8 protein-coding genes are annotated in these 13,365 nt (G+C 55.0%); 6 read left to right on the forward strand and 2 right to left on the reverse strand.

The genetic code is table 11. The features are described 5' to 3' along the window. Nucleotides 1-106 precede the first annotated feature (106 nt). Nucleotides 107-544: an acetyltransferase gene (locus tag OGX91_RS17635; protein ID WP_005132840.1), complete on the reverse strand. Its 438-nt coding sequence runs from the start codon at nucleotides 542-544 to the stop codon at nucleotides 107-109. 157 nt (nucleotides 545-701) lie between these two features. Here OGX91_RS17635 and metA point away from each other — a divergent pair, with 157 nt between their 5' ends. The 4 genes from metA (at nucleotide 702) to aceK (ending at nucleotide 6,713) form a co-directional block, all read left to right on the forward strand. Continuing rightward, on the forward strand, nucleotides 702-1,631 hold the full coding sequence (gene metA / locus OGX91_RS17640; protein WP_005132837.1) for a homoserine O-acetyltransferase MetA: 930 nt from the start codon (nucleotides 702-704) through the stop codon (nucleotides 1,629-1,631). A gap of 268 nt (nucleotides 1,632-1,899) precedes the next feature. Continuing rightward, nucleotides 1,900-3,501, forward strand: a complete 1,602-nt coding sequence (aceB, locus tag OGX91_RS17645; protein WP_286627047.1) for a malate synthase A — start codon at nucleotides 1,900-1,902, stop codon at nucleotides 3,499-3,501. Between the two features lie 31 nt (nucleotides 3,502-3,532). Beyond that, entirely contained in the window at nucleotides 3,533-4,837 is a 1,305-nt protein-coding gene (gene aceA / locus OGX91_RS17650; RefSeq protein WP_003826506.1) for an isocitrate lyase, read from the forward strand. A gap of 91 nt (nucleotides 4,838-4,928) precedes the next feature. Further along, a complete protein-coding gene (gene aceK, locus OGX91_RS17655) occupies nucleotides 4,929-6,713 on the forward strand; it encodes a bifunctional isocitrate dehydrogenase kinase/phosphatase (protein WP_286627048.1) in 1,785 nt (594 codons plus the stop codon). A gap of 52 nt (nucleotides 6,714-6,765) precedes the next feature. Here the strand turns inward: aceK and iclR are convergent, their stop codons facing one another. After that, complete coding sequence (gene iclR / locus OGX91_RS17660; RefSeq protein WP_005132825.1) at nucleotides 6,766-7,590, reverse strand: glyoxylate bypass operon transcriptional repressor IclR; 825 nt, start codon at nucleotides 7,588-7,590, stop codon at nucleotides 6,766-6,768. 195 nt (nucleotides 7,591-7,785) lie between these two features. Between iclR and metH the strand changes: the two genes are divergently transcribed. Both metH and OGX91_RS17670 read left to right on the forward strand, forming a co-directional pair. Beyond that, nucleotides 7,786-11,469 (forward strand): methionine synthase, encoded by a 3,684-nt coding sequence (gene metH / locus OGX91_RS17665; protein ID WP_286627051.1) that lies wholly within the window; start codon nucleotides 7,786-7,788, stop codon nucleotides 11,467-11,469. A 239-nt stretch (nucleotides 11,470-11,708) separates the two neighbouring features. Next, entirely contained in the window at nucleotides 11,709-13,340 is a 1,632-nt protein-coding gene (locus tag OGX91_RS17670) for a Na/Pi cotransporter family protein (RefSeq protein WP_286627053.1), read from the forward strand. Nucleotides 13,341-13,365 lie beyond the last annotated feature (25 nt).

Raw genomic sequence — 13,365 nt, forward strand, 5'->3', positions numbered from 1 at the left:
TGCGAGAGTAGGGAACTGCCAGGCATTAATTAAAGTGAAGAAGCCCATCCTGACGGATGGGCTTTTTTGCGTCTGTGCGGCGTGCAGCAGTTATCCGGAAGTACGGCTACCCGTGTACGAGGCTGAGTAACGGATACGGTCGTCCGAGATCGTCTACTTCCGTGCGTCCCGTCACTTTAAAGCCCATTTTCTTATAAAACCCCACCGCTTGATCATTTTGTTCGTTAACGTCAGTTGTCAGTGTCGATGTTAACGATAAAGCATGTTCAATCAGCAGTTTACCGACACCGCTACCGCGCATATCCGGATCAACAAACAGAGCATCTATATGCTTATCGGTCAGGAGCATAAAGGCGACTGGCTCATCCTTTTCCGTTACTGCAACCCATAGTGGAGCTTCTGGTAAAAATGAACGTACCAGCTCTTCCAGCTCAATTCGGTAATCCGGTGAGAGGAAATGGTGCGTCGCATCGACTGAACGACACCAGATAGAAACTAACTTCTCGCCTTCGTCCCGGCGTGAACGACGAATGGTCAGGGCCATAGCATTCTCCTTTTATGTTTACTGCACTATTCTACAGCAAGGAACCGTGAAACTTTCTCAACTTGAACATGCAGGCTCGACATTCGCATGATTCCTGGGTATCTTCAGCTGTCTGGATGTCTAAACGTTTAAACGTATGTAGTGAGGTTATCAGGTTATGCCAATTCGCGTGCAGGACGAGCTACCCGCCGTCAGTTTCTTACGTGAGGAAAACGTCTTTGTGATGACGACATCCCGCGCTTCCGGTCAGGAAATTCGACCACTGAAGGTGCTCATCCTCAACCTGATGCCCAAGAAGATTGAAACGGAAAACCAGTTCCTGCGCTTACTGTCTAACTCACCACTACAGGTAGATGTTCAGCTATTGCGCATCGATGCTCGCGAGTCACGCAATACCCCTACGGAGCATCTGAATAACTTTTACTGTAATTTCGAAGATATCAGCGATCAGAACTTTGACGGACTGATCGTGACCGGCGCGCCGTTGGGTCTGGTTGAATTTAATGACGTGGCTTACTGGCCGCAGATTCAACAAGTGCTTGAATGGGCGAAAGATCACGTTACCTCAACGCTATTTGTTTGTTGGGCGGTGCAGGCCGCGCTGAATATCCTGTACGGAATTCCTAAGCAAACCCGTACGGACAAACTCTCAGGCGTCTATGAGCACCATATTCTGCATCCTCATGCGCTGCTGACGCGTGGATTCGATGATGCGTTCCTAGCTCCGCATTCGCGCTATGCCGATTTTCCTGCTGCGCTTATTCGCGACTACACCGATCTCGAGATTTTTGCCGAGACAGAAGAGGGAGATGCCTACCTGTTTGCCAGCAAAGATAAACGTATTGCCTTTGTGACGGGCCATCCGGAATATGACGCCCATACGCTCGGCAGTGAGTATTTTCGTGACGTCGAAGCGGGCCTGACGCCGGAAGTACCCTATAACTACTTCCCGAAAGATGACCCGCAAAACAAACCGCGGGCAACCTGGCGCAGCCACGGCAATCTGTTGTTTACTAACTGGCTCAACTATTACGTCTACCAGATCACGCCATATGATCTGCGTCACATGAATCCAACGCTGGATTAATCTTCTGTAGCAGACGATCCTTAAGCGTTTCAGCATGTTGAATCAGGCACCTTCGGGTGCCTTTTTTATTTCCGAAACGCACCTCACGGTGTAATTAAATTTTATTTATATTGTTATCAATAGGTTAATTGATAATTAAATTAAAAATGGAAATTGTTTTTGATTTTGAAATTTAAATGAGTAGTCTTAGTTGTGCTGAACGAAAACCGCACAACGATCCTTCGTTCGCATTGGGGATGTGTTTGGATCAATGATGAGGAACTACGCAATGAATCAACAGGCAACGACAACCGATGAACTGGTCTTCATCATGCCGCGTGACGAACAGGAACAGCAGATTCTGACCGCTGAAGCGGTAGAGTTTCTGACCGAGCTGGTGACAAGATTTACGCCAAAACGCAATAAACTTCTGGCTGCACGTATCCAACAGCAGCAGGATATTGATGACGGTAAGTTGCCTGACTTTATTTCGGAAACAGCTTCCATTCGTGAAGGTAACTGGAAAATTCGCGGTATTCCTGATGATTTACTGGATCGCCGCGTAGAGATAACCGGGCCTGTTGAGCGCAAGATGGTCATCAACGCGCTGAACGCGAACGTCAAAGTCTTTATGGCTGATTTTGAAGATTCGCTGGCTCCTGGGTGGAGCAAAGTAATCGACGGGCAGATCAACCTGCGCGATGCGGTCAATGGCACCATTAGTTACACCAACGAAGCCGGTAAAATTTATCAGCTCAAACCCAATCCAGCCCTGTTGGTGTGTCGCGTTCGCGGCCTGCATCTGCCGGAAAAACATGTCACCTGGCGTGGTGAATCCATCCCGGGCAGCCTGTTCGACTTTGCCCTCTATTTCTTCCACAACTACAAAGCGTTGCTGGCAAAAGGCAGTGGTCCTTATTTCTATCTGCCAAAAACGCAAGCCTGGCAAGAAGCAGCATGGTGGAGCGAAGTGTTCAGCTATGCGGAGGATCGCTTTAATCTGCCGCGTGGCACCATTAAAGCGACTCTGCTGATTGAAACGCTGCCGGCCGTTTTCCAGATGGACGAAATTCTGCACGCGCTGCGTGACCACATTGTCGGCCTGAACTGCGGTCGCTGGGACTACATTTTCAGCTATATCAAAACGCTGAAGAACCACCCGGATCGCGTGTTGCCAGACCGTCAGGTGGTGACGATGGATAAGCCATTCCTCAGCGCCTATTCGCGCCTGCTGATTAAAACCTGCCATAAACGCGGCGCGTTCGCGATGGGCGGCATGGCGGCGTTCATTCCCAGCAAAGATGCGGAACGTAACAACCAGGTGCTGACCAAAGTCAAAGCGGACAAAGCGCTGGAAGCCAATAACGGTCATGACGGCACTTGGATTGCTCATCCGGGACTGGCAGATACCGCAATGGCGGTGTTCAACGACGTACTCGGTGAAAACAAAAATCAGCTGTTCGTGACCCGTGAAGAAGATGCGCCGATTACCGCAGAACAACTGCTGGCGCCTTGTGAAGGTGAACGTACTGAAGAAGGCATGCGCGCCAACATCCGTGTGGCGGTGCAGTACATCGAAGCGTGGATCTCCGGCAACGGCTGCGTACCGATTTACGGTCTGATGGAAGATGCGGCCACCGCCGAAATCTCCCGTACCTCCATCTGGCAGTGGATCCACCACCAGAAAACGCTCAGCAATGGCAAACCGGTGACCAAGCCGCTGTTCCGCCAGATGCTGGCTGAAGAGATGCTGGTGATTCAGGACGAGCTGGGCGAACACCGCTACAGCAGCGGGCGTTTTGACGATGCCGCGCGCCTGATGGAGCAAATCACCACATCAGATGACTTAATCGACTTCCTCACCCTGCCAGGTTACCGCCTGCTTGCGTAATCCACCACAAAACAATATGGAGCATCTGCACATGAAAACCCGTACCCAACAAATCGAAGAATTACAGAAAGAATGGACACAACCGCGCTGGGAAGGCATTACCCGCCCATATAGCGCGGAGGAAGTGGTGAAATTACGTGGCTCGGTCAACCCGGAATGCACGCTGGCGCAGCTTGGCGCAGCGAAAATGTGGCGTTTGCTGCACGGTGAATCGAAGAAAGGCTATATCAACAGCCTCGGCGCGCTGACCGGCGGCCAGGCGCTGCAGCAGGCGAAAGCCGGTATTGAAGCGGTCTACCTTTCAGGCTGGCAGGTGGCGGCAGATGCCAACCTGGCCTCCAGCATGTACCCGGACCAATCGCTGTATCCGGCGAACTCCGTCCCGGCAGTGGTGGATCGGATCAACAACACATTCCGTCGCGCCGATCAGATCCAATGGTCAACAGGTATTGAACCGAACGATCCGCGCTATGTGGATTACTTCCTGCCGATCGTCGCCGATGCGGAAGCGGGTTTTGGCGGCGTACTGAACGCGTTTGAACTGATGAAATCGATGATTGAGGCTGGTGCAGCGGCCGTTCACTTCGAAGATCAGCTCGCATCGGTAAAAAAATGTGGTCACATGGGCGGCAAAGTTCTGGTGCCGACTCAGGAAGCTATCCAGAAACTGGTGGCCGCCCGTCTGGCAGCCGACGTGATGGGCGTTCCGACGCTGGTTATTGCGCGTACTGATGCTGACGCAGCCGATCTGATAACGTCTGACTGCGACCCATACGACAGCGAGTTCATCACCGGCGAACGTACCAGCGAAGGGTTCTACCGTACGCATGCGGGTATTGAGCAGGCGATCAGCCGTGGTCTGGCCTATGCACCTTATGCGGATCTGGTGTGGTGTGAAACCTCCACGCCGGATCTCGAACTGGCGAAGCGCTTTGCCGATGCGATCCACGCCAAATACCCGGGCAAACTGCTGGCCTACAACTGTTCGCCATCGTTTAACTGGCAGAAAAACCTGGATGACAAAACCATTGCCAGCTTCCAGCAGCAGCTGTCAGACATGGGCTATAAGTATCAGTTTATTACTCTGGCGGGCATTCATAGCATGTGGTTCAACATGTTCGACCTCGCACACTCCTATGCGCAGGGTGAAGGCATGCGCCACTACGTTGAGAAAGTTCAGCAGCCAGAATTTGCGGCGGCGAAAGACGGTTACACCTTCGTGTCCCATCAGCAGGAAGTGGGCACTGGATACTTCGACAAAGTGACGACCATTATTCAGGGTGGCGCGTCATCCGTTACCGCGCTGACCGGCTCGACTGAAGAATCGCAGTTCTGATGAATGCCGGATGGCGCTCGCGCTTATCCGGCCTACCCGAAAATGTAGGCCGGATAAGGCGTGAGCCGCCATCCGGCAATGAGGGCGAAAGATGACGCGTGGCCTGGAACTCCTGATTGCCCAAACGATTTTGCAAGGTTTCGACGCCCAGTACGGGCGTTTTCTGGAAGTCACCTCCGGCGCGCAGCAGCGTTTTGAACATGCCGACTGGCATGCGGTTCAGCAGGCGATGAAAAGCCGTATTCACCTTTACGATCACCACGTGGGTCTGGTGGTGGAGCAGCTGCGCTGCATTACTGACGGCAAAAGTACCGACGCGGATTTTTTACTTCGCGTGAAAGAGCATTACACCCGGCTCTTGCCGGATTACCCACGCTTCGAGATTGCGGAGAGTTTTTTTAACTCCGTTTACTGCCGATTATTTGACCACCGCTCGCTGACGCCCGAGCGGCTGTTTATTTTTAGCTCTCAACCGGAACGCCGTTTTCGTACCATTCCGCGCCCGCTGGCGAAAGACTTTTTTCCTGATTCAGGCTGGGAAGGGCTCCTTACGCGCGTACTCAGCGATCTCCCCCTGCGTCTGCCGTGGCAGAATAAACATCGGGATATTCACTACATCATTGAACACCTGACGGAAACCTTTGGTGAAAATGTGTTGCCGCGCTGTCATTTGCAGGTGGCGAACGAGCTGTTTTATCGCAATAAGGCCGCCTGGCTGGTCGGGAAGCTGATTACCCCTTCCGGGACGCTGCCGTTTTTACTGCCAATTCACCGGACAGACGAAGGCGAGCTGTTTGTCGATACCTGCCTGACCACGACGGCGGAGGCGAGCATTGTTTTTGGCTTTGCTCGTTCCTATTTCATGGTGTATGCACCGTTGCCCGCGGCACTGGTGGAGTGGTTGCGCGAGATCCTGCCCGGTAAAACCACCGCTGAATTGTATATGGCGATTGGCTGCCAGAAGCACGCCAAAACCGAAAGCTACCGTGAATATCTGCTCTATCTTGCCCATTGCGATGAGCAATTTATCGAAGCGCCGGGGATTCGCGGCATGGTGATGCTGGTGTTTACTCTACCGGGCTTTGATCGGGTGTTTAAAGTTATCAAAGACAAATTTGCGCCGCAAAAAGAGATGTCTGCCGCCCACGTCCGCGCCTGTTATCAACTGGTTAAAGAGCATGATCGCGTTGGGCGGATGGCTGACACCCAGGAGTTCGAGAACTTTGTGCTGGATAAACGGCAAATCGATCCGGCACTGATGGCGCTGTTATTGCAGGAAGCCCCGGAAAAAATTACCGATCTCGGCGATCAGATTGTCATTCGCCATCTGTATATTGAACGGCGGATGGTGCCGCTGAATATCTGGCTGGAACAGGTCGAAGGCCAGCAACTGCGCGATGCCATTGAAGAGTACGGCAACGCGATTCGTCAGCTGGCCGCCGCCAATATTTTCCCAGGCGATATGCTGTTTAAGAACTTCGGCGTGACCCGTCACGGGCGCGTGGTGTTCTATGACTACGACGAAATTTGCTATATGACGGAGGTGAATTTCCGCCATATCCCGCCTCCGCGTTATCCGGAAGATGAGATGAGCGCCGAGCCGTGGTACAGCGTATCGCCAGGGGATGTCTTCCCGGAAGAGTTTCGCCACTGGCTGTGTGCTGACCCGCGTATTGGTCCGCTATTTGAAGAGATGCACGCTGACTTGTTCAACGCCGACTACTGGCGGGGTTTGCAAACGCGGATCCGGGAAGGGCACGTGGAAGATGTCTACGCCTACCGTCGTCGGCAACGGTTCAGCGTGCGTTATGAAACCGACCGTAGGCCGGATAAGGCGCTTGCGCCGCCATCCGGAAATGTGCGCCGATCTGCCTGATGGCGCTACGCTTATCAGGCCTACCGAAAATGCCCCCTTTGGGGCATTTTGTTTATTTAATGCCGCCATACGCCAGCGTCACTTCTTTCGCCGCTTTGATCGCCATGGCGCCAAACTCGGTCACGCGATCGTCGGTAATGCGCGAAATCGGGCCGGAGATGGAAATGGCGGCGAACGGCTGGCGGTGCTCGTCATAGATGCACGACGCCACGCAACGCAGGCCCAGCGCATGTTCCTCATCATCAAAGGAATAGCCGCGCTTACGTGTCTGGGCGAGATCCTCTTTCAGATGCACCGGTGACACCAGCGTGGCGTGAGTGTAGGCGTGCAGACCTTTACGGTGCAGCAACCCAGTCACCTGTTCTTCGCTCAGCTGGGATAAAAACGCTTTGCCCGCCCCGGAGGCGTGCATCGGCAGTTTGCCGCCGATGGGCGCGGACATGCGCATCAGTTGGGTGCACTGCACCTGGTCGATAATAATCGCCTGATGGTCGCTTTGATCCAGCACGGCGAGGTTGACCGTTTCACCGGAATCTTCCATCAGTTTGCGCAGGATTGGGTGGACAATCGCCAGCAGATTACGGCTTTGCAGAAAGCTGCTGCCGACGATAAACGCATGTGCGCCCACGGCCCAGTGGCCTAATTCACCGACCTGACGAACAAATCCCTGCTGCTGCATGGTGGTCAACAATCGGTGAGTCGTGGAGTTTGGCAGGCCGGCCTGCTGCGCCAGCTCGGTCAGCGCCACGCTTCCGTTGGATTCCGCAATCCACTCGAGCAGCTTCAGGCCACGCGTCAGGGACTGAACCTGCCCGGTTGCGGGCGCAGTGGTAGCGGCGGGTTTTCTACCGCGTTTCGCGGGAACGGGGGCAACCATGGCAGACTCCTTTTCTGTATCGTGGAAATCATTTTCGTTTTATTCAAATATAATGCAAGAATTCCTGTACTGATCGGATGAGTGAAGCTGAACATGTCTCATGTTGGCCGTTGTTCTCTTTTCCGCCTCTCAGGTTTGTGCCAGTATGGCCTGTTGAGTTTTTTTCGGTCTGGTTGAGCGTTGTCGGGAGCGAGTGTGAGCAGCAAAGTTGAACAATTACGTCAGCAGTTAAATGAACGTATTCTGGTGCTGGACGGCGGTATGGGCACCATGATCCAGGGATATCGTCTGAGCGAAGAGGATTTCCGCGGCGAACGCTTTGCCGACTGGCCATGCGATCTGAAAGGCAACAACGACCTGCTGGTGCTCAGCAAACCGGAGGTGATAGCCGCGATTCACCACGCCTACTTCGAGGCGGGTGCGGATATCATCGAGACCAACACCTTTAACTCCACCACTATCGCCATGGCGGATTACCAGATGGAATCCCTGTCGGCGGAAATCAACTTTGCGGCAGCCAAACTGGCGCGCGCGGCGGCAGACGAATGGACGGCGCGCACGCCGAACAAACCGCGCTACGTCGCGGGCGTGCTTGGCCCAACCAACCGTACGGCGTCTATCTCGCCCGACGTCAACGACCCAGCTTACCGCAATATTACCTTTGATCAGCTGGTGGCCGCCTACCGGGAATCCACCAAAGCGCTGGTGGAAGGCGGCAGCGATCTGATCCTGATTGAAACCGTCTTCGATACCCTCAACGCCAAAGCCGCCATTTTCGCGGTTAAAACTGAATTCGAAGCGCTGGGTGTTGAGCTGCCGATTATGCTCTCCGGCACCATCACCGACGCTTCCGGGCGTACGCTCTCCGGCCAGACCACCGAGGCATTCTACAACTCCCTACGCCACGCCGATGCGCTGACTTTTGGTCTGAACTGCGCCTTAGGGCCGGATGAACTGCGCCAGTACGTGCAGGAACTGTCGCGCATTGCCGAATGCTACGTTACCGCGCACCCGAATGCTGGGCTGCCGAACGCCTTTGGTGAGTACGATCTCGATGCCGACACCATGGCGGTGCAAATCCGCGAATGGGCCGAGGCGGGTTTCCTGAATGTTGTTGGCGGCTGCTGCGGCACCACGCCGGAACATATCGCTGCGATGAGCCGTGCGGTTGACGGGCTGCCGCCGCGCCGGCTGCCGGAAATCCCGGTGGCCTGCCGCCTGTCTGGCCTCGAACCGCTGAACATCGGCAATGACAGCCTGTTTGTAAACGTCGGCGAACGGACCAACGTTACCGGTTCGGCGAAGTTTAAGCGTCTGATCAAAGAAGAGAAATACAGCGAGGCGCTGGACGTCGCCCGCCAGCAGGTAGAAAGCGGTGCACAGATTATCGATATCAACATGGATGAGGGGATGCTCGACGCCGAAGCGGCGATGGTGCGTTTCCTCAACCTGATTGCCGGTGAACCGGATATCGCCCGGGTGCCGATTATGATCGACTCATCAAAATGGGACGTTATCGAAAAAGGGCTGAAGTGCATTCAGGGCAAAGGCATCGTTAACTCCATCTCGATGAAAGAGGGGGTTGAGACCTTTATTCATCACGCGAAGCTGCTGCGTCGCTACGGTGCCGCGGTGGTGGTGATGGCCTTTGACGAGCAGGGCCAGGCTGACACCCGCGCGCGCAAAATTGAGATCTGCCGTCGCGCCTACAAAATTTTGACCGAAGACGTCGGTTTCCCGCCGGAAGACATTATCTTCGACCCGAACATCTTTGCGGTGGCGACCGGCATTGAGGAACACAACAACTATGCGCAGGACTTTATCGGTGCCTGTGAAGACATCAAACGCGAACTGCCGCACGCGCTGATCTCCGGCGGCGTTTCTAACGTTTCATTCTCGTTCCGTGGCAACGACCCGGTACGTGAAGCCATTCACGCGGTATTCCTCTACTACGCCATTCGCAACGGCATGGACATGGGGATCGTCAACGCCGGACAACTGGCAATTTACGATGACCTGCCCGCCGAGCTGCGCGATGCGGTTGAAGATGTGATCCTCAATCGTCGTGACGATGGCACCGAGCGTCTGCTGGAGCTGGCCGAGAAATATCGCGGCAGCAAAACCGACGAGACTGCCAATGCTCAGATGGCGGAATGGCGCAGTTGGGACGTGAAAAAGCGCCTCGAATACTCGCTGGTGAAAGGCATAACTGAATTTATTGAACTGGATACCGAAGAAGCGCGTCAGCAGGCTGCCCGCCCTATTGAAGTGATTGAAGGGCCGTTGATGGACGGCATGAACGTGGTTGGCGACCTGTTCGGCGAGGGCAAAATGTTCCTGCCGCAGGTGGTGAAATCCGCCCGCGTGATGAAGCAGGCAGTGGCCTACCTCGAACCGTACATTGAGGCCAGCAAAGAGAAAGGCTCCAGCAATGGCAAGATGGTCATCGCGACCGTGAAGGGCGATGTGCACGATATCGGTAAAAATATCGTCGGCGTGGTGCTGCAATGTAACAACTACGAAATCGTCGACCTTGGCGTGATGGTGCCTGCGGAGAAAATCCTCAGAACCGCGCGTGAAGTGAATGCCGATCTGATTGGCCTTTCCGGGCTTATCACCCCGTCGCTGGACGAAATGGTCAACGTGGCGAAAGAGATGGAGCGTCAGGGCTTCACTATTCCGCTGCTGATTGGCGGCGCGACCACCTCGAAAGCGCACACGGCGGTAAAAATCGAGCAGAACTATAGCGGCCCGACGGTTTACGTGCAGAACGCCTCGCGTACCGTGGGTGTCGTGGCCGCGCTGCTCTCTGACACCCAGCGCGATGATTTTGTCGCCCGTACACGTAAAGAGTACGAAACCGTGCGTATCCAGCACGCGCGTAAAAAACCGCGTACCCCGCCGGTAACGCTGGCAGCCGCGCGTGAAAACGATCTGGCGTTTGACTGGGAAAACTACACGCCGCCGGTGGCGCACCGCCTCGGCGTACAGCCAGTCGAAGCCAGCATCGAAACGCTGCGTAACTACATCGACTGGACGCCGTTCTTTATGACCTGGTCGCTGGCGGGAAAATATCCGCGCATCCTCGAGGATGAAGTGGTGGGGGAAGAGGCGAAGCGCCTGTTCAAAGACGCCAACGACATGCTCGATAAACTCAGCGCAGAGAAGACCCTGAATCCGCGCGGTGTGGTGGGTTTATTCCCGGCCAACCGCGTGGGTGATGACATCGAGATTTACCGTGACGAGACGCGGACGCACGTCATCAACGTGAGCCATCACCTACGTCAGCAGACGGAAAAAGTCGGTTTCGCCAACTACTGCTTGTCTGACTTTGTCGCGCCGAAACTGAGCGGCAAAGCTGATTACATTGGGGCTTTCGCAGTTACCGGTGGTCTGGAGGAAGATGCGCTGGCGGACGCCTTCGAAGCCCAGCATGACGACTACAACAAGATTATGGTGAAAGCGATCGCCGACCGTCTGGCGGAAGCATTCGCGGAATATCTGCACGAGCGCGTGCGTAAAGTCTACTGGGGTTATGCGGCAAACGAGAACCTCAGTAATGAAGAGCTAATTCGCGAGAACTACCAGGGGATTCGTCCGGCGCCGGGTTATCCGGCGTGCCCGGAACATACCGAAAAAGCCACCATCTGGGAACTGCTGGATGTGGAAACGCACACCGGAATGAAGCTCACCGAATCCTTCGCGATGTGGCCAGGTGCGTCGGTCTCCGGCTGGTATTTCAGTCATCCGGACAGCAAATACTACGCCGTGGCGCAAATTCAGCGCGATCAGGTTGAAGATTACGCCTTCCGTAAAGGGATGAGCGTAGCGGAGGTTGAGCGCTGGTTAGCGCCGAATCTCGGCTACGATGCCGATTGATTCACAAAACTGTCATCTTTCTTTACAACAAACAGGGCGCTCAATGAGTGCCCTGTCTCTTTATTACGTTTAAACCCTTATACTGAAAGAAGGTTCGCGAGCGCTGTTTGCCGGATGGCGGCGTAAACGCCTTATCCGGCCTACAAGGGACATTCTGTAGGCCTGATAAGCGCAGCGCCATCAGGCACGCTATCCGCGCCGAGCCCAGGAACATATAACGATAAGGAGTACCTGATTCCGTGTTAACTCTGTTACACCTGCTTTCTGCCGTCGCGATGCTGGTTTGGGGTACGCATATTGTGCGTACGGGTGTGATGCGCGTCTTCGGCGCTCGTTTACGCACCGTACTCAGCCGTAGTGTTGAAAAGAAGCCGCTCGCCTTTTGCGCGGGGATCGGCGTTACTGCTCTGGTGCAAAGCAGCAACGCGACCACTATGCTGGTGACCTCGTTCGTCGCGCAGGATCTGGTGGCGCTCACCCCTGCGCTGGTGATTGTGCTCGGCGCCGACGTGGGGACCGCGCTGATGGCGCGTATCCTGACCTTCGATCTCTCCTGGCTGTCACCCTTGCTGATTTTTATCGGCGTCATTTTCTTTCTTGGGCGCAAGCAGTCTCGTGCCGGACAGCTGGGCCGGGTAGGCATTGGTCTGGGGTTGATTTTGCTGGCGCTGGAGCTGATTGTGCAGGCGGTAACGCCGATCACTCAGGCTAACGGCGTACAGGTTATTTTCGCCTCACTTACCGGCGATATCATGCTGGATGCGCTGATTGGCGCCATGTTTGCGATTATCAGCTACTCCAGCCTGGCGGCGGTGCTGTTGACGGCAACGCTGACCGCCGCAGGCATTATCTCGTTCCCGGTAGCGTTATGTCTGGTGATTGGGGCTAACCTCGGCTCTGGCCTGTTGGCGATGCTCAACAACAGTGCTGCGAATGCCGCTGCCCGTCGTGTGGCGCTCGGCAGTCTGCTGTTTAAGCTGGTGGGCAGCCTGATTATCCTGCCGTTTGTTCATCCGTTGGCGAATTTGATGGATGAGTTACCGCTGCCGAAATCTGAACTGGTTATCTACTTCCACGTCTTCTACAACCTGGTACGCTGTGTGGCGATGGTACCGTTCGCTGAACCGATGGCGCGTTTTTGTAAGCGCATCATCCGCGATGAACCGGAGCTGGATGCGCATCTGAAGCCCAAACACTTGGACGTCAGTGCGCTGGATACGCCGACGCTCGCGCTGGCGAATGCCGCCCGTGAAGCCCTGCGTATTGGCGACGCCATGGAACAGATGATGGACGGGCTGAAGAAGGTGATGCACGGCGAGCCGCGCGAAGAGAAAGAGTTGCGCAGGATGGCGGATGACATCAACGTGCTGTACACGGCGATTAAGCTCTATTTGGCGCGGATGCCAAAGGATGAACTGGCGGAAGAGGAGTCACGCCGTTGGGCGGAGATCATCGAAATGTCGCTCAACCTCGAACAGGCTTCCGATATCGTCGAGCGCATGGGGAGTGAGATTGCCGATAAGTCGCTGGCCGCCCGTCGGGCATTCTCTGTCGAAGGGCTGAAAGAGCTGGATGCGCTTTACGATCAGCTGCTCAGCAATCTGCAGCTGGCGATGTCGGTGTTCTTCTCCGGCGATGTGACCAGCGCCCGTCGTCTACGCCGCAGCAAGCATCGCTTCCGTATTCTCAACCGTCGTTATTCGCACGCGCACGTTGACCGACTGCATCAGCAGAACGTGCAAAGCATCGAGACCAGTTCCCTGCATCTGGCGCTGTTGGGCGATATGCAGCGTCTGAACTCGCTGTTTTGCTCCGTGGCCTACAGCGTGCTGGAACAGTCGGATGAAGACGATGAGCGGGATGATTATTGAGTGAGGTGAAGCGGTAGGCCGGATA

The sequence above is a fragment of the Citrobacter sp. Cpa228 genome (assembly GCF_030333085.1).
GTDB lineage: Bacteria > Pseudomonadota > Gammaproteobacteria > Enterobacterales > Enterobacteriaceae > Citrobacter > Citrobacter pasteurii.

Bases quoted from the DNA above. Each gene is read 5' to 3' on its own strand.
- OGX91_RS17635 (WP_005132840.1), bottom strand. From the start codon at position 544: ATGGCCCTGACCATTCGTCGTTCACGCCGGGACGAAGGCGAGAAGTTA.
- metA (WP_005132837.1), top strand. From the start codon at position 702: ATGCCAATTCGCGTGCAGGACGAGCTACCCGCCGTCAGTTTCTTACGT.
- aceB (WP_286627047.1), top strand. From the start codon at position 1,900: ATGAATCAACAGGCAACGACAACCGATGAACTGGTCTTCATCATGCCG.
- aceA (WP_003826506.1), top strand. From the start codon at position 3,533: ATGAAAACCCGTACCCAACAAATCGAAGAATTACAGAAAGAATGGACA.
- aceK (WP_286627048.1), top strand. From the start codon at position 4,929: ATGACGCGTGGCCTGGAACTCCTGATTGCCCAAACGATTTTGCAAGGT.
- iclR (WP_005132825.1), bottom strand. From the start codon at position 7,590: ATGGTTGCCCCCGTTCCCGCGAAACGCGGTAGAAAACCCGCCGCTACC.